At 36.3% G+C, this 18,030-nt stretch carries 17 protein-coding genes and 1 riboswitch; of the genes, 14 read left to right on the top strand and 3 right to left on the bottom strand.

The genetic code is table 11. From position 1 onward, the window contains the following. Positions 1-36 precede the first annotated feature (36 nt). Complete coding sequence (locus HNP81_RS14610) at positions 37-483, top strand: general stress protein (protein WP_182503128.1); 447 nt, start codon at positions 37-39, stop codon at positions 481-483. Between the two features lie 514 nt (positions 484-997). Here the strand turns inward: HNP81_RS14610 and HNP81_RS14605 are convergent. Continuing rightward, positions 998-1,771, bottom strand: coding sequence for a class I SAM-dependent methyltransferase (locus HNP81_RS14605; protein WP_182503127.1), 774 nt, complete (start codon positions 1,769-1,771; stop codon positions 998-1,000). Between the two features lie 133 nt (positions 1,772-1,904). On the opposite strand from HNP81_RS14605, the gene HNP81_RS14600 reads away from it, so the two are divergent. Both HNP81_RS14600 and add read left to right on the top strand, forming a co-directional pair. After that, positions 1,905-2,777, top strand: a complete 873-nt coding sequence (locus HNP81_RS14600; RefSeq protein ID WP_182503126.1) for a LysR family transcriptional regulator — start codon at positions 1,905-1,907, stop codon at positions 2,775-2,777. Between the two features lie 232 nt (positions 2,778-3,009). Next, positions 3,010-3,109, top strand: a riboswitch (purine riboswitch). A 71-nt stretch (positions 3,110-3,180) separates the two neighbouring features. Beyond that, positions 3,181-4,173 carry an adenosine deaminase gene (gene add / locus HNP81_RS14595; RefSeq protein ID WP_182503125.1) on the top strand — a complete coding sequence of 331 codons (993 nt, stop codon included), beginning with the start codon at positions 3,181-3,183 and terminating at the stop codon, positions 4,171-4,173. A gap of 112 nt (positions 4,174-4,285) precedes the next feature. Here add and HNP81_RS14590 read toward each other — a convergent pair whose 3' ends face one another. Further along, complete coding sequence (locus HNP81_RS14590) at positions 4,286-5,731, bottom strand: aminotransferase-like domain-containing protein (protein WP_182503124.1); 1,446 nt, start codon at positions 5,729-5,731, stop codon at positions 4,286-4,288. Between the two features lie 543 nt (positions 5,732-6,274). On the opposite strand from HNP81_RS14590, the gene HNP81_RS14585 reads away from it, so the two are divergent. The 6 genes from HNP81_RS14585 (at position 6,275) to HNP81_RS14560 (ending at position 12,171) form a co-directional block, all read left to right on the top strand. Next, positions 6,275-6,889: a LysE/ArgO family amino acid transporter gene (locus tag HNP81_RS14585; RefSeq protein WP_182503123.1), complete on the top strand. Its 615-nt coding sequence runs from the start codon at positions 6,275-6,277 to the stop codon at positions 6,887-6,889. A 186-nt stretch (positions 6,890-7,075) separates the two neighbouring features. Beyond that, entirely contained in the window at positions 7,076-9,244 is a 2,169-nt protein-coding gene (locus HNP81_RS14580; protein WP_034301545.1) for a DNA topoisomerase III, read from the top strand. A 424-nt stretch (positions 9,245-9,668) separates the two neighbouring features. Further along, positions 9,669-10,097, top strand: coding sequence for a transcriptional regulator MntR (gene mntR, locus HNP81_RS14575; protein WP_028391486.1), 429 nt, complete (start codon positions 9,669-9,671; stop codon positions 10,095-10,097). Positions 10,098-10,440: 343 nt separating this feature from the next. Then, positions 10,441-11,127, top strand: coding sequence for a class I SAM-dependent methyltransferase (locus HNP81_RS14570; protein WP_028391485.1), 687 nt, complete (start codon positions 10,441-10,443; stop codon positions 11,125-11,127). Between the two features lie 14 nt (positions 11,128-11,141). Further along, the gene (locus HNP81_RS14565) at positions 11,142-11,834 is read left to right on the top strand and encodes an AIM24 family protein (protein WP_028391484.1); all 693 of its coding nucleotides are present in this window, start codon (positions 11,142-11,144) and stop codon (positions 11,832-11,834) included. Between the two features lie 166 nt (positions 11,835-12,000). Then, positions 12,001-12,171: a hypothetical protein gene (locus HNP81_RS14560; protein ID WP_182503122.1), complete on the top strand. Its 171-nt coding sequence runs from the start codon at positions 12,001-12,003 to the stop codon at positions 12,169-12,171. 70 nt (positions 12,172-12,241) lie between these two features. Here HNP81_RS14560 and metA read toward each other — a convergent pair whose 3' ends face one another. Continuing rightward, entirely contained in the window at positions 12,242-13,150 is a 909-nt protein-coding gene (gene metA, locus HNP81_RS14555) for a homoserine O-acetyltransferase MetA (protein WP_182503121.1), read from the bottom strand. Positions 13,151-13,356: 206 nt separating this feature from the next. Between metA and HNP81_RS14550 the strand changes: the two genes are divergently transcribed. The 5 genes from HNP81_RS14550 to HNP81_RS14530 all read left to right on the top strand — a co-directional run bounded on the left by HNP81_RS14550 (position 13,357) and on the right by HNP81_RS14530 (position 18,018). Then, positions 13,357-13,899, top strand: a complete 543-nt coding sequence (locus tag HNP81_RS14550; protein ID WP_182503120.1) for a hypothetical protein — start codon at positions 13,357-13,359, stop codon at positions 13,897-13,899. Between the two features lie 71 nt (positions 13,900-13,970). Further along, positions 13,971-14,450 carry a glutathione peroxidase gene (locus tag HNP81_RS14545; RefSeq protein WP_028391481.1) on the top strand — a complete coding sequence of 160 codons (480 nt, stop codon included), beginning with the start codon at positions 13,971-13,973 and terminating at the stop codon, positions 14,448-14,450. A 176-nt stretch (positions 14,451-14,626) separates the two neighbouring features. Next, positions 14,627-15,475 (top strand): fatty acid kinase binding subunit FakB, encoded by an 849-nt coding sequence (locus HNP81_RS14540; RefSeq protein WP_182503119.1) that lies wholly within the window; start codon positions 14,627-14,629, stop codon positions 15,473-15,475. A gap of 48 nt (positions 15,476-15,523) precedes the next feature. Further along, entirely contained in the window at positions 15,524-16,144 is a 621-nt protein-coding gene (locus HNP81_RS14535) for an HD domain-containing protein (RefSeq protein ID WP_312859688.1), read from the top strand. Beyond that, on the top strand, positions 16,141-18,018 hold the full coding sequence (locus HNP81_RS14530) for an ABC-F family ATP-binding cassette domain-containing protein (protein ID WP_028391478.1): 1,878 nt from the start codon (positions 16,141-16,143) through the stop codon (positions 18,016-18,018). The genes HNP81_RS14535 and HNP81_RS14530 overlap by 4 nt, the downstream gene beginning before the upstream one ends. Positions 18,019-18,030 lie beyond the last annotated feature (12 nt).

Here is an 18,030-nt window from a genome sequence, read left to right as displayed (position 1 = left end):
ATTCAATTGGTATAGATCAGTAAAGGAGACTCACATATGGATAATCGAGTAATAGGCGTATATGAAACAGAAGAACAAGCGGTACAAGCAATTAAAACTCTTAAAGAAAAGGGATATTCAGATAATGAGATTTCAATCGTAGCTAAACATATCGATAAAATCAAAGACCATGGAGAAGAGATAGTACCCAAAGCAAGCCGCGGTATGATTGCAGGTGCAACAACGGGAGGGGCAATTGGTCTTACAGGTCTGTTTATCGGGTTAAGTGCGTTGGCGATTCCTGGATTCGGCCCTATTCTAGCTATTGGTCCAATATTTACTACACTTGCTGGTGCGGTAGCTGGTGCGGCAAGCGGTGCTGGAGGATTGCTACCTGCTCTAAATGCTCATGGTATCTCGGAAAAAGAAGCTAAGATGTATCAGAACGATTTAGAAACTGGAAGGATTTTAGTGATGGTTCATAAGGAAGAGAAACGTAACTAATCTAACATGATTGTTGATGCTAAAAAATCAAAAAAGTTTTAAGCGACTAACATGTTTGGACGCTGAAATCGGTTCTGGCAGAAACTAAACAACCTGAGTTCTTATCCAAATAGGACTCAGGTTGTTTCAATTTCTTCTTTTAATCACTGTTAAAGCAAAATGGGTGGAACAAAGAAAGAAGCTATCCTTGTCTAGTCTTTTATCCCACTCTTAACGGACAGTAAGACCGCTACCTCGAGATTCTGAGTATGCTAAAAGAAGAGAGGTGGGGAATCAAACTGCCCGTAAAGGGTGAGATTCAGTGAAACTTACCTTTGTGGTATTCAAAGGTAAGTTTGCGCCCGCAGTATATGGGTCACGTAGACGATAGACTAATGGACGCGGCGTACTTAGTCTGTGATTCATTAATCCTTAGATCGTACTGTCGATTGATCGAAGCGAATGCGAAGATCTTAGCAATAGTAGAACGGGACAAACAATCAGTGGGGGATGAAGCCCCAGACAGATTGAAGTTTCACTTTATTCCAATTATACGAATCCTTTTGTAGTCAGCGATCCAATGATCATCTATATATATAATTGGTTTTAAATGAATCTCAACTTGTGTGATAATATCCTCTTTTTTATTTTGATCTATCCCTTCAAACATCTCACTTCCGAACATATTCATCCAGTTCTTTAATCCATCATCTCCATCTAGTCGAGTTGGTCTAGCAAAGTGCTCGGCAAAGGTTACTTTAAATCCTGCTTCTTCCATTAAAGTTGAATACTCAGCAATGCTCGGGAAATACCATGGAAAATTTGCCGTTTGATAACTTATTCCACTTTCTTTGAATTGATTAATCATCTCATCGGTTATTGTTTTAACGTTTCCTTTACCTCCGAATTCTGCGATAAACCTACCGTCTTCTCTTAAACTGTTATAAATGCAATTTAGTGCTTGTTTAGGCTGTTTTACCCAATGAAGTGTGGCATTAGAGAAAACCGCATCAAATTCGTTCTTGTATTCTAAGTTTGTTGCATCTTGCACAAAAAACTTAAGCGTTGGGTACTTATTTTTTGCTTGCATTACCATATTTTTTGATTGATCTACACCAACAACATCCACTTTGTAATCATGTAATTTCTTTACCAAATCTCCTGTTCCGCAACCGAGGTCTAGAATCTTCTCACCTGCTTTTGGAGCTAATAATTCAATTAAACGATTCCCATATTCTGTTACAAATGAATGTTTACGATCATATAAATTGGCATTCCAACTGTCCTGGGCACTTGGCACTTTCCCCATAGTTACTCGCTCCTTTTAATTGGCTGTATATTTCTGTTAAATAGATTATACTTTAGAGAATAAATAATGGATATTAACGAAAAATGAGGAAATTAATAACGAACTGTTATTACGGGGGGGGGGGGAGAAATCCATGGAGATTAAATGGCTCAAAACATTTATCATTGCAGCAAAGTACGAAAATTTTCGCAAAACTTCGGAAGAACTTTTTCTAACACAGCCCGCTATAACGAAACATATAAAGAGACTAGAAGAGAACCTGAACATTGAATTATTCGATCGAAATGGAAAAAAAATTTCACTTACTTCAGCGGGTCTACATTATCTTCCATACGCAAGAGAAATAGTCGAAAAATACGAAAAAGGATTAGCCGATTTTGAATCATGGAAACAAGGATACAATCATAAGCTAATAATTGCGACAGCACCACAAATAGCCTCATCTGTATTGCCTGCCATATTACGTCGCTTTATGGATGAAAACCCAAATATAGAAGTATTTATTAACGTACTTAAATCATATGAAATTGGTGAGGAAATTAGTGTGGGAAGAGCAGATTTAGGTTTAACGAGAATCAAGCCGATCCAAACAAATATACAGAGCCATATTGTACACGAAGAGCCTGTCATTTTAGTAGGACCTAATGAAGATAAAGTGAAATTAGAAGATGAAAAAATCCTATTCGAAAAATACAGGGTCATCACTCATAATCATCCTGACTATTGGCGGAATTTGTTGAATGAAATTAAACGTCTTTATCCAACTGTTCGAACTATGCAAGTGAATCAAATAGAAATTACGAAACAATTTATCGAACAAGGACTTGGCATTTCATATTTACCATTTACAATGGTTAGGGATGAATTAAGAATGAATAAACTAATTCAAATAAAATCAGAACATATTCATCTACCTACATCCTCAACTTATGTCTTAACAAAAGTTGAAACAAATGAAGCGAATAAATTTATTCGATTTTTCAAAGGGGAAATGTCAAAGTTTTAGTCCGTTTTTTAAGTATTATATTCTTATCTCAAAAAAGTTTAATAATGATATAATATTGTCCCTTTTGAGCTTTATTAAGAAAGGTGTTTTGTCTTAAAACTACGTTTATAGGTTTAACAGGCTGTAATCTCTCCACATACAGAAGTTGCACTTTATCTGACATTTTGTATAATCTTAACTTTGTTTAAATAGGGAACTACTTGACAATAAAAATAAAATTTATTATTCTTTTACAAAAGTGATGAAAAAAATTCGTATAACTCCAATGATACGGTTTGGAGGTCTCTACCAGGAACCGATAATTCCTGATTACGAAGAAGGTACATGTACGTGTATTTTCTTCGTAATCAGGAATTTTTTTTTACCTTTTACTTCTCAAATAACAAAAAATGTGGAGGTTATTATGAAATTATCAGTGTTACCTAAAATTGAGCTTCATTGCCATTTAGATGGTAGTCTTAGACCTGAAACGGTCATTGATATAGCAAAGAGAGAAGGCATCAGCATTCCTTCTTTTGATCTTGAAGAAATACAGAGAGAACTCACGGCTCCAATAGAATGTGAATCTCTTGATGAATATTTGAAAAAATTCGCACTTCCTAATTTAGTCATGCAATCACAAGAAAATTTAAGAAGAATTTCCTTTGAGCTTTTGGAAGATGCTGCACAGGAAAATGTAAAATATATGGAGGTTCGATTTGCACCTTTACTCCACACAAAAAAAGGATTAGATGTAGAAGTAATCATACAAAGTGTCTTAGATGGAATGAAGGATGCCGAAGATCAATACGATATAAAAGGAAACTTAATACTTTCATGTATGAGAACGATGTCGGTAGATCATGCTTTTGAAGTCGTAGAAAAGGGTAAAAAATTCCTTGGAAAGGGAGTTGTTGCTATCGATTTATGTGCATCTGAAGAGGAAGGGTTTTGCAGAATTTTTGAAGCTCCGATTCGATTAGCTAAAGAATATGGCTATAGAGTAACAATCCATGCTGGTGAAACTGGAATAGGCACAAATGTACTAGAGGCTGTTAAACTTTTGGGCGCTGAAAGGATTGGACATGGCGTATTTATTAAAGATTGTGATGAAGCATATCATATAGTTAAGGAACAACAAGTTGTGCTTGAAATGTGCCCAACAAGTAATGTCCAAACAAAAGCAGTGAATAATTTTCGTGAACATCCAATCTATAATTTTCACAAAGATGGAATAAAAGTAACGATTAATACGGATAACAGAACAGTATCAGCTACAAATATGCTGAATGAATGCAATTTAATATTTAACGAATTTAATATGAGTCTTGAAGATTATAAACAAATTTATTTAAATAGTGTTGAAGCATGCTTTGCAGAATTAGAGACAAAGGAAATGCTGAAAAAGTATATATAATGGAGAAGATTAAACTGCCAGAACCAAGTAAATAGGGGTTCTGGCAGCTAAAAACCGAATTTCCCATTACTTATATGGAGTTAAGTACATAGAAAGAATCAAATAATTACACTTATTTAGAAAGCTCCTGAATTAGTTCTGAAAGTCTTATTAATCCTTTTTTTAGTTGGCCGGGCGATGCATAACTATAAGACAATCGAAGATGCTGTTGATCGTTTCGATCGTATACATTTCCAGGATTCAATAAAATCCCTTCATTCAAGGCTTTTTCAAATAATTTTCGGATTGAAATTTGTTTCTGAATCGAAAGCCAAATATAAAAACCGCCTTCAGGCATATTCCAAGTTGCTAAATCATGAAAATGTTTATGTAGTAATGCAATAGTAAAGTCTCTACGACATTTTAATTCTGCTCTAATCTTCTTGATGTGTTCATCATAAAAACCACTTGATAGCCACTCAGCTACGGCAAATTGAGATAATGAACTTGAGCCATAATCGGTTTGCATTTTAATATCTGATAAACGGTCGATTACAGGTTCTGGTCCTACAATCCAACCTATCCTTAAACCAGGGCCAACGGTTTTAGACATACTCCCCATATATAAGACAAGCCCCTGGTTATCTATAGCTTTTAATGGAATTGGTGGCGAACGTTCGAACCATAAATCCCCATAAACATCATCCTCGATAATCGGTAACCGGTCTTTTTTACAAACATTTAATAAATCTATTCGTCTATTTGCAGACATTAAAACACCTGTTGGGTTATGAAAAGATGGGATGGTATAGAGTAAAGCTCCGTTATGCTGCCTTTTGAACCTACCTATCGAATCCGTTAAAATCCCATCTTGATCCATAGGAATGCCAAGTAAGTTCATTCCTGCTGATTGAAAGACATGTACAGAGTTTAGGTAGGAAGGGGTTTCGAGAAGAATAGTTGACCCACGGTGTAATAAGCCTAAAGAGATTAATTGCAATGCTTGTAGCCCCCCTGAAACTATCAATATCGAAGAAGGAGACGCTATGATTCCCTTGGCTTTTAAATATTCACTTAATAATTCTCTTAAATGGATACTCCCTTTTGGTTCAGAATATCCTAAAGAAAATATTTTTGAACGACTTTGAAACATTTGTTGCATTTTTTCAGCAGGCAACAATTCGTGAGAAAGCTCTCCAGTGCCGAGTCGAATGATTTTGGGGTTCGATTCAGCTTTATTGATTTCTTGAATCATTTGTATGTTTGGCTGATAAGAACCGGACTTCACGTAACTATTCCAATCAGGTGGTGGAGTAGAAGCCAGAATACTCCAAGTATTATTTACAACAATTGTTCCTTTTCCTACTTTTGACTCGATTAATCCATCGGCAGTTAACTCTCCTAGAGCATAGACAATCGTACTGCGATTCACTTGAAATTTTTTTGCTAGATCCCGTTGTGTTGGGATTCTAGTTCCGACTGACCACTCGCCGTTCATGATTTTACTTTGAATATATTCGTATATTTGTTGGTGAAGTGGCGTCTGAGACGATTTATTTAATGCCCATTCATCAGTCATAAAAAATACACACCTCGCTTTATCCTAACTAACTCATTTAATTGCGGAACCTAGCCCCCTTAGGTCACTAGCTGTAATATCTGTAGCAAACTACCCGATGCTGTATTCCTTCTTATGGTTTTGGATGTTATAGCGTCTACGTTGCTCGGAAGACGTGAGTGATCCTAGTAGACGTTCCTTAAAGCAGTCGTCTCGCTATTCGAAGTAAAAGCCCGATAGATGAGATACAGTGAAACGTACCTTTGTGGTTTTCAAAGCTAAGTTTGTGTCCAAAGGATATTGGTTACTCAGATGAAAGACTATAGGAAGCGGCGCACTTAGTCTTCAGGTTCCTAGTGTCGCTTTACCTATGCTGTGCGAAGGTATTAGCGACATTAGAACGGGACAAACGAACAGTGGGATGAAGAAAATCCCACTGTTTGAAGTTTCAATTTATCTATCCATTATAATCGATTGGTTGGATATGATTCCAACCAATTGGTTGGAGACCTATTGAAATTTTTCTTATACAATGAAATCAATAATAAAGCAGGAGGAATAAAAATGTTAGAAGCAATACTTCATGGTTTTATCTTAGCGTTCGGATTAATTTTACCATTAGGAGTTCAAAATGTGTTTGTGTTTAACCAAGGAGCGGTCCAGCCTCAATTTTTGAGGGCATTACCAGTTATTGTTACAGCAGCCATTTGTGACACTCTATTAATTTCTTTAGCCGTTTTAGGAGTTTCTGTTGTTGTTCTTGAATATTACTGGTTAAAAACAATTCTTCTTACATCAGGTTGTTGTTTTTTAATTTATATGGGTTTTATTACATGGCGGAGTACACCAATTGTTAAGGAGCAGAATAAAAACGTTACGTTCACTCCTAAAAAACAAATCGCATTCGCTATGTCTGTATCGTTGTTAAATCCACATGCGATTTTGGATACAATTGGCGTGATTGGCACAAGTTCATTAAACTATATTGGGATTGAAAAAGTCGCATTCACTGTTGTATGCATACTGGTTTCCTGGGCATGGTTTGTTAGTTTGGGGATTATAGGAAGAATAACAGGGAAATTGGATCAATCGGGTCGCTTTTTGGCCATTCTCAATAAAATTTCAGCAAGTGTTATGTGGGGAACAGCAGTCTATATAGGATCTATTTTGGTAAAATAAATGTATTATATAAAGTGAAACTTCAATCAGTGCTGGGGGTTACTACCCCGTTAATTAGGAATAAATGATTTCCATTAACGAATGGATAATTCTACGATTCATCCATATACGAAAAGCGATTTTTGCGGTAAAGTTATTTGTAGTAGGATCTTGTTCAAAAAGGAGGGTGCACTGAAGTTGCCATCCGTGTTAATTATCGCCGAGAAGCCTGATCAAGGGGCAACTCTGGCTAAGCAATTTAAAACGAAAAAAAATCAAGGGTATATAGAAATTTTACCAAATGAGCTTTTTCCAGAAGGAGCTTATGTATCATGGGCGATTGGCCATCTAACAGAACTGATTTCACCTGAAAAATATAAGTCAGAATGGAAAAAATGGTCGCTTGATACGCTACCGATGATTCCTGAGAAGTTTCAATATGAAGTGACGAGATCGAAATATAAGCAATTTCAAGTAGTCAAAACGTTACTGCAAAAAGCTGAAGTGAAGGAAATCATCCATGCAGGAGATGCTGGTCGTGAAGGTGAATTAATCGTCCGTAATATAATCCAACTTAGTGGTTCAAAAAAACCAATGAAACGGCTTTGGATTTCATCACTTACACCAAAATCTATCTATGAAGGGTTCCAGCATTTATTAGCGGAACAAGAGACAAGGCCTTTGTTTCATGAAGCGTATACAAGAGCATGTGCAGACTGGACAGTTGGGATGAATGCTTCAAGAGTTTATAGTATACTCCTAAAGAAAAAAGGAATGAGCGACGTATTTTCAGCAGGCCGAGTTCAAACACCAACACTTGCTTTAATTGTGAAAAGGGAAAAAGAAATTGAACAATTTGTATCGAAGCCTTTTTGGGAAGTCATAGCTGACTTTAATATCGAAGGTGGAAAATATCAAGGGAAATGGCAGAAGAATCAGGAGACTCGGATTGACAATCAAGAGATGGCTGAGAAAATCGCTGCCTTTTGTAAAGGGAAAGATGCAAAAGTCACAGAAATGGCAACAGATCGCAAAGAATTTCTGCCACCGCTACTTTTCAATTTGTCTGCATTACAGGCAACCGCAAATAAAATGTATAAATTTCCGCCCAAAAAAACGCTTGATGTTTTACAAAGCCTCTATCAGAAAGGCATCGTATCCTATCCCAGATCAGACTCTAATTACGTAACAAAAGGAGAAGCGGAAACCTTTCCAGAAATCATGGACAAATTGAGTAGATTTGCCGACTATTCGAAGTATTTTCCACTGCCACAGCCATCAATTCTCCATAACAAACGCTTTGTCAATGAAAAAAAAGTGACCGATCATTACGCAATTATTCCAACCGAACAGGTGACTGATCCAGCACGCTTGTCGGATGATGAACGAAAAATGTACGATTTAGTCGTCAAAAGACTGATCGCTGCTCATTATGACAAAGCTATTTTTGATTATACGACTATAACGACAATGGTTGATCAACGGGCTGAATTTGTTTCAAAGGGTAAACAGCAAATTCAAGAAGGTTGGCGAAAGGTCATTTTTAATAATGAGAAAGAAGACGAAGATATATTGCTTCCAAATGTCGAAAAAGAAGCTAGTGGTAAAGTAGTAAAGTGTAAAGTGAAAGAAGGAAAAACACAGCCACCAAAGCGTTATACAGAAGGTCAGCTCATTACACTTATGAAAACAGCAGGAAAGCATCTTGACAATGAGCAGCTTGAAAAAGTATTAATGAAAACAGAAGGTCTCGGAACTGAGGCAACAAGAGCTGGGATTATTACGATGCTGAAGGATCGTAAGTATATTACTGTGCAAAAAAATCAAGTCTTTGCGACAGATAAAGGGAAAGTATTAATTGAAGCGATTGGTGATAAAATCCTTGCATCACCAGAAATGACGGCCAAATGGGAACAGCGGCTTAGAGAAATTGGTGAAGGTAAAGCAGCTGCAGGAACATTTATGGAAGCCGTTAAGAAATTATCATCTAAAATCATATCTGATGCAATAGAGGCTTCAAATGAATGGGATTTCTCTCAATTTGATACAGAATCGATTCAACGAAAATCTACAAAAAGAAAGGGTTCTGCATCTTTGGGTAATTGTAAATTATGCGATGGAAAGGTAGTCGACAAAGGTAATTTCTACGGCTGCACAAATTATTCGACAACAAACTGCACATTTACCGTTTCGAAAAAAATACTTAACAAAAACATTACACAAGCAATCTTGAAAAAATTACTGAAAACAGGAGAAACAGATGTAATAGAAGGATTTGAAAAAGGAAACAAAACATTTCATGCAGCCTTGATTTGGGATGAACAATCAAAAAAAATTAGCTGGAAGTTTCCACAAGAAACGAATATCAATCAGTAAAGTCTTTCGTTTCATACTTGTTTAAGTAAGTTTAATATAGTAGAATTTTTTGTATATGTATAAAATTTTTCATACATTTTAGAGTTTAACCTTATACATATCTCATTTACCATCGTCTAGAGTGTGTCTTTTTGGTTTATACGTTATGGTAGAATAATTAATTGATGGTAGCCGAGACCTGAGACGATTGCAAAAATGATAAGAAAGTATAAGGTTTTTAATGAGTTTTGGTGTTTAGCGAAATCATCCTACATGACAATCCATTCTGGTGAGGAAAAGTCTACTCCTCATCTTAGTTAGCTTGTCTAATTTTAGAGTACACAGGATGCACTAACTTCGGCAACGACTCCTGGAAGAAATGGATTTAAGTCGAAGTTCCTTTATTGGCGCTATTCACTTTTCTTATGAATGGGAGGATTAATAAATGCCTACACCGAGCATGGAGGATTATATCGAGCAAATCTACTTATTAATAGAAGAAAAAGGATATGCTCGGGTTTCTGATATAGCGGAAAACCTGTCTGTTCATCCTTCCTCAGTTACGAAAATGGTACAAAAACTTGATCAAGAAAAATATCTAGTTTATGAAAAATATCGCGGACTTGTGCTTACTGCAAATGGAAAAAAAGTAGGGAAAAGGCTCGTATATCGTCATGACCTGTTAGAACAATTGTTACAGATTATCGGAGTAAAGGAAGAAAACATTTATCAAGATGTTGAAGGGATTGAACATCATTTAAGTTGGGATTCCATCGACCGAATTGGTGATTTAGTTGAGTATTTTCAAGAAGATCCACAACGAATGGAACAACTAAAAGCCATCCAAAAGAAAAATGAAGACGCAGAAAAATAAAAATAATTTAGGAGGTCTGACCTCGTACTTTACATACAGTATATTTATGTTTACTACTTATACTGTTATCGTATTGGCGAAGTCAGGCCACTTTCTGTTTTAATGACCTTATTATCAGTAGGCTATGTTAAAGTTCATTGTTGATTTTGGCACTATGTTGATCGGAAAGCGAAAGCCTTTCGTTCTAATCAACAGGCAAGTTTAACAGAGCCAATAAGTAAATGTTCGAATAAACTGAAACCTTTTTTACCCCTTAACGTAAGAATAAGTAGCTAAATTACAAACTAGCGTGTATTATTTTCAGCAACATTATTAGAAACACTTAAAGAGATGAGGTGGAAGCGTGACAATACATAATTGGCTTGATGATGCTTGTAAACAATGGGATCAATTTGCGCTTGATTGGTCAAAAAATTCACTAGAGATGTGGGAAACGGGAAGTAGACAGAGTATTATCCCTTTTTTTATAGAGTATGTTCCATCTGGGGCGAAAGTAGCTGATTTAGGTTGTGGCGATGGTTATGGGTCAATGAAGCTTGCTAGCTTAGGTTATCATGTTACTGGTCTTGATTTATCATCTGAAATGATTGAAATCGCTCATGCAAAGACGCAAGGAATGGATCATATCTCTTTTGTTCAAGGTGATTTAGCAAAACTACCTTTCCGGAATCAAGAATATGATGCTGTATTGGCAATAAACTCGCTAGAATGGACAGAAAATCCACTGCTTGCCCTAAAAGAGATGCATCGTGTTGTAAAGCAAGGTGGATATGGCTGCATAGGAATATTAGGGCCGACAGCTATGCCTAGAAAGAAGCATAGCTATCCAAAAATCCTTGGGAAAGATGTAATTATGAATACTTTGCAATCATGGGATTTAGAAAAATTAGCCTCGGACAATGGTTGGGAAATCATAGCAGATAAAGGTATTCCGAAGCGTGGTGTGGATTATACCAAACTTAATTATTTAGCAAAAGATTTACAGCAATCGCTTTCATTCACATGGTTATTTATGTTAAGAAAAAAATAATGGAGTTGATTAAGTTGGAAAAATTCAGAATCAATCAATTCATTGACGAAACCAAACAAGAAGATAAAGGGCAAGGATTGTTTGAATTGGAAACACCGAGAATACTTGAAATTAATCTTGAAAGCCAAATTTGGGCAAAGATGGGATCGATGATTTCTTACCGTGGCAATATTAAGTTTGAACGTGAAGGTATTCTTGAACATGGAATTGGGAAGCTATTTAAGAAGGCTTTTACAGGCGAGGGTGCACCCCTTATGAAAGCGACAGGGCAGGGGAAGCTATACGTTGCCGATCAAGGCAAGAAAATCTCAATATTAAATTTATATAATGAATCGGTAACAGTAAACGGCAATGACTTACTTGCATTTGAACCTAGTATCGATTGGGATATTAAGCTCATGCGAAAGGTTGCTGGATTATTGTCAGGAGGGCTTTTTAACGTGACGCTGAAAGGGACAGGAATGGTAGCCTTTACGTCTCATTATGAACCTCTAACTCTATTAGTTGAACCGGGAAATCCGGTATACACCGATCCAAATGCAACCGTTGCTTGGTCTGGTCACCTTGTTCCTGAGTTTGTTACAGATGTTTCATTGAAATCCTTTTTTGGTCGTGCGAGTGGTGAATCCATTCAAATGAAATTCCAAGGGAATGGCTTTGTAGTTGTACAGCCTTTCGAGGAAGTGTATCTTTCTCAACAAAGCTAAAAAGTGGGTTGGATATGATCCCGCAATAATGGGCAGTAAGTTATCAACATGAGGCTTAGAGAAATCGTAGAAGCATAGGTGAGGGAAAGGAAAACCCGAATGATGGAAGTTTCACTTTATTTTACTCTTTCTATGGTATAATGAATATAGAGAGGGAGTGTGACCGGTGTCCAATAAGAATAAGTTCCAACCAGGCGAAATTGTCAATCTTGGAGAGACTGGTGAAGAAGTAACGATCATGAAGTTTCAATATGTTCCGAAAATGAAAAAGTATACGTATGTAATCAAAGAAAAGCCGTCGACTTTTTATTTTGAGGAAGAACTTACAAAAATATGATGCAATGGATAGGAGACCAACTTAATACAAGTTGGTCTCTTTTAGCATGTGATTATTGGAGACGATAATCTTAATCCCATTCAAAAGGTGTCTCTTGATAGACATAATAATTGAGCCAATTTGAAAACAAAAGACTACTATGGCTTTTCCAACGATGAAGTGGTTTCTTTTCTGGATTGTCGTCTGGATAATAATTCTCAGGGATATCTGTTAAAACACCTTTGGCCTGATCACGTTTATATTCTTGCCCTAATGTACCAGCATCATATTCAAGATGACCTGTAATCATAATCCTTTTACCATCTCTTGATGCTAGTAACAAGATTCCAGCTTGGTCTGATTGGGCAAGTACAATCAGTTTTTCATTGCTTAATAATTGTTCTGAATCAATGTCCGTGTACCTCGAATGTGGTGCTAAAAATTGATCATCAAAACCGCGGACAAGCCGTTCGTTTGGCTGAAGAACATCATGTGTAAAAATACCAAAACATTTTTTTGGTAACTCGTATTTGTTTATTCCATAATGATGATATAGAGCAGATTGTGCACCCCAGCATATATGTAAGGTCGATGTAACATGCTGAGTTGTCCAATCCATAATCGCCTGAAGTTCTTCCCAATAATCCACTTCCTCAAATTCAAGCTTTTCAACGGGAGCACCAGTAATGATCATCCCATCAAATTTATTGTTTTTCACTTCTGAAAAAGTCTTATAAAATTGATCTAAATGTAGCTTACTAGTGTTTTTTGCTTCATGTGAGGTTAATCGTAAAAATGAAACATTTACTTGAATTGGTGTGTTCCCTAAAAAGCGCAAGAGTTGGGCTTCCGTTTTTTCTTTCTCCGGCATTAAATTCAAGATAAGTATATTTAATGGACGGATGTCCTGCTTAGTTGCCAGCTCTTCTTCCATTACAAAAATATTCTCCTGTTCGAGAATCTGTTTGGCGGGTAATAAACCGGGAATTTTAATAGGCAATATATATCCTCCTCCACTATTTTTTTGAAATTAGAAAATTCTAATAAAACTTATTATATAGAAGTTTCAGTTAGAAGGCACCATTTTTTGACTGAAATTAGCATAATGATAGAATATTGCTTGTACAAAGTTTTAAAGTCATTCCTGCAATAAGTGTCCCTATGATAAAATATGAGGCTAAGATAAAATAAATGAAGAGGTGTGTTATGGTATTTGATCCTACTGCATTTGATAATATGAAAGTTATAGTTGAAGGAGCAGTTTATGATCGAGATTTAGATGGTGATATCCTTGTAACGAATCGAATGGATTTAGTAAACCTTGCAGATTTATCACGTGAGTTTGTAATTGAAATGAAGTTGAAACATACATGTGCTAAAAGAAAGATCAGTGCAGGAATTACACTTATATCAAAATTAGAAAACCTGAGTGCTGAATTACTACCAAAATCTAACTATGAATCTGCTTCAGGCTCAATCCTCAAAGTGATGGTTGCAATCCAAGATAAGTTGGATGAAATTCAAACTAAACAAGTAATGAATGTCCTTACTCATATTTGGGGAGAAACTCGTCTCATTGAAAAAACGGATTCCGAAACGATAAATAACCAGGAAAAGCAAGTTTTCTATACAACAAAATATACTATTTCTTTTGGAAGATTAATTAAAGAAGAACAGATAGACGATCTTGTGGAAATTATTGATTATGTAATTGAAACGTTAGAGAAATTAGAACCTATATTCAAGTGAATTGTAAAAAATGGGAAAGTTAACATGAAATGATATACAATATATTTACTAGTTAAAGGGAGTGACATTGTATGTCTATATATCAATTTGACGTTAAAAAAATAAATGGCGAATATATTTCTATGGAGCAATTTAAAGAGAAAGTAGTAGTCATTGTTAATACTGCTAGTAAATGCGGCTTTGCAACACAATATAGTGAACTGCAGGCGTTATACGAACAATATCATGATGATGGCTTGGTCATACTTGGCTTCCCATGTAATCAATTTCTTTCACAAGAGCCTGGCGATAATCTTCAAATTGATTCGTATTGTAAATTGAATCATAGTATCACATTCCCGATGTTTGCTAAAATTGATGTGAATGGTAAAAACGCCCATCCTTTGTTTCAATATTTAACCGAACATGCTCCAGGAATGCTCGGTTCAAAGGGGATAAAATGGAATTTCACAAAATTTTTATTAGATCGTAACGGTAATATTGTCAGCAGATACGCTCCTCAAACGAAGCCTAAAGAATTAGAAGAAGATATTAAGTCGCTGCTCTTTTGAAACTGAATAATAGGAAATTCAAAATAGCCTGATTCTCAATCCGTCTGCTCAATATGCTGATACAGATTTCTGAGAATCAGGCTTTTTTAGAATGCCAAATTTTTTATAAAGGTAAATGATTATTCCTGATCCATCATATAATTAGAAACAATTATATACATTTGGAGGGCATTCAAATGACTAAACGCATAGCCTGGGTAATGGACAGTACCGGTTACTTGGATGACGATTTACAGAAAAATGATGATATCTATATCGTTCCGATGGTTGTCATAATGGAAGGAAAAGAATATCGAGATGGAATTGATATTATCCCTAAAGAACTTTATCGTTTGATGGAAGAAGAGAAGGTGGCAGTTACAACGTCTCAGCCTTCTGTTGGAACCTTTATAGAATTGTATCAGTCACTTGAAGAACGGTATGATTGTATCATTTCTGTTCATTTATCGGGAAGCTTAAGCGGAACGGTTGATTCAAGTAGGCAAGCAGCTGCAATGGTTTCAATTCCTGTGTATGTATACGATACCCTTGTTATTTCTTATCCAATGACGATGGTTTTAAAAAAAATCATGAGTTACACTGAAAGAGGAATGGAGATCACGGATGCTTTACAGGAAGCTGAGAAATATAGTAAGAGTAATGAGACGTATGTATTGATTGGATCACTCGAACAACTCCATAGAAGTGGCCGGTTATCAGGTACTCAATATTTGCTCGGCAGTATGTTGAATTTCAAACCGATTATTTCGATAGAAAATGGCATACTTGCTACCATCGCAAAAGTGAGAAGTGAGAAAAAGGCAGAAGAGCGGATTTTTGATCTATTTAAAAAAGCATATACTTCAAAAGAAGTGAAGGAGTGCTGCTTGTTATTTGGTGCTTCGCTTACACAGACTGATAAATGGCGTAAAGTCATTCATGAAATCGATTCAAGCATCATCATCCATGCCTACCCAATAGGGAGTTCTGTAGGTGTCCATGCAGGACCAAAGACTCTTGGATTATCTTGGTTTAATGAAGAATGACCAAAGTGTTCTAGCATGATACAATATGAAAGAAAGTACAGGGAGTGCATGATGAATAAAAGCCTAATAGAAGAAGCGGAAATTTTTGTGAAGAGTAGACTTGGAAATGACATAACAGGTCATGATTGGTTCCATATAGACAGAGTAAGAAAAATGGCCATACATATTGCCTGTGAAGAGCATAAGGGTCATTTACCTACAATTGAGTTAGCTGCCTTATTGCATGATATACCTGATCGTAAATTACATGAATCAAAAGCAGATGGCTGGCGTATAATGAATGATTGGTTTCTTCATTCTAACATGGATAATGAGACCGTTGATAAGATCACAGCCATTATCGATTCAATTTCTTTTAGTAAAGGACAAATCGCACTTCCTTCTATTGAAGCTAAAATTGTGCAAGATGCCGATCGTTTGGACGCAATTGGCGCAATTGGAGTTGCAAGAACATTCGCATATGGTGGAAGTGTAGGGAATCCAATCTATCATCCAGATTTAGATACAATTGAGGCAAAGCAATCAACGATCCAGCATTTTTATGATAAATTATTAAAGATAGCGGATCAATTACATACAAACACAGCAAAAGAATTAGCCAAAAAGCGACATCAGTATATGCAGGAGTTTTTACAGCAATTTTATATAGAATGGGATGTACGATTATGAAAGTTTTTGCAATGGAAAACGTAACAAAAATGCAAGGTGAAAAATTAGTCTTTGAAAACCTTTCTTTTTCAATTTCTGAAGGCAATAAAATTGGAATCATCGGTGTAAATGGAACAGGAAAATCAACACTATTAAATATTATTGCTGGAATTGAGGAAGCTGACACTGGGGAAAAGGATCATCCGAACGATTACTCTATTTCATATTTATCTCAGGATCCAGATTTTCCAAATGACATGACAATAATTGATTTTCTTTATGCAAGTGACTACCCTGTTTTTAAAGTCATTAAAGAATATGAAAACACCCTACAAAAGTTGCAAAACGATCCGGATAATACCGACATACAGAACCGGTTATTAAAGCAACAGCAGGAAATGGATGCATTAAATGCATGGGATACAAGCGCTGACGCTAGAGCGATATTAACAAAACTTGGACTCCCTGATTTTTCAAGGAAAATAGCTGAGCTGTCAGGTGGACAAAAAAAGCGGGCGGCTTTAGCGAAAACGCTAATTGAAACAACCGATTTGCTCATCCTTGATGAACCAACGAATCACCTTGATTATGACAGTATTAAATGGTTGCAGGAATATTTAGTGAAATCAAAGCGAGCCGTTCTCTTTGTAACTCATGACCGATATTTCCTTGATACGGTTTCGGATAAAATTTGGGAGCTTAGTGGTGGTAGCCTATTTGAATACAAAGGTAATTATGGTGATTTTCTAGAGGCAAAAGCAATCCGAGAAGAAAATGAAGCAATTGAACAAAACAAAAAGGAAAGCTTATTTAAAAAGGAATTAGCCTGGATAAGAAAAGGTGCAAAAGCGAGAACGACAAAGCAAAAAGCAAGAATCCAGCGTTTTGAAACGCTAGAATCGGATGTGCAAAATAAATCGCAACAAGGGTCACTTGATATTGAATTAAGCGGGGCACGCCTAGGGAAAAAAGTGTTGGAGCTAGAGTCCATCTCGAAGTCATATGGCAACCACACTATCCTACATAACTTCTCCTATTTATTTAAACGAGGAGATAGAATTGGCATCGTCGGTCAAAATGGAACAGGAAAATCGACTTTGCTAAATATTTTGGCCGGTAGAGTGAAAATCGATTCTGGTGTGATTGAAACAGGACAAACTGTGAAAATCGGCTACTATACACAGGAAAGTGAAGATATGGATGAAAGCATGCGGATGATCGAGTATATTCGCGAAACAGCTGAATCGATTGCCTTGAAAGATGGTAGCTATATTTCTGCCGCTCAAATGCTCGAGCGATTTCTCTTTCCTCTACATACACATGGAACGCCAATCCGCAAGCTTTCAGGTGGAGAAAAGCGTCGACTTTACTTATTGAAGATTTTAATGTCAGCTCCAAATGTACTCCTTTTGGATGAGCCAACCAATGATCTTGATACTCAGACATTGACTGTACTTGAGGATTATTTAGAGACATTCCCTGGAGTGGTCGTTACTGTTTCGCATGATCGTTACTTTCTTGATAAAGCATGCTCACAACTTTTTGTTTTCAAAGGAAAAGCTGTTGTCAGTCATTATTACGGTAGCTATTCTGAGTTTTTAGAAGAAAAAGTAACAGTTGAGCCTATGCAAGAGAAACCTGTTGTTCAAGTACAACAACGTCCTGATAAAAAGAAAAAGAAATTGACCTATGCTGAAACGAAAGAATGGGAAGAAATTGAAGAGAAAATGGAAAAAGCCGAGGAACGTTTAACAAGCATCACTGCAGAAATGGCAACGGCTGGAAGTGATTTTGAAAAACTCCGAATCTTAATGGAAGAGGAGACAGAAGTTAAAGAAAAGCTTGATTATATGCTTGAACGTTGGGAATACTTAGCGGAAAAATTAGAGGAATAAGCAGGTCACGTA

The sequence above is a fragment of the Peribacillus huizhouensis genome, from assembly GCF_014138605.1.
Taxonomy (GTDB): Bacteria; Bacillota; Bacilli; order Bacillales; family DSM-1321; genus Peribacillus; species Peribacillus huizhouensis.
This window is presented reverse-complemented; position numbering and strand designations above follow the sequence as displayed.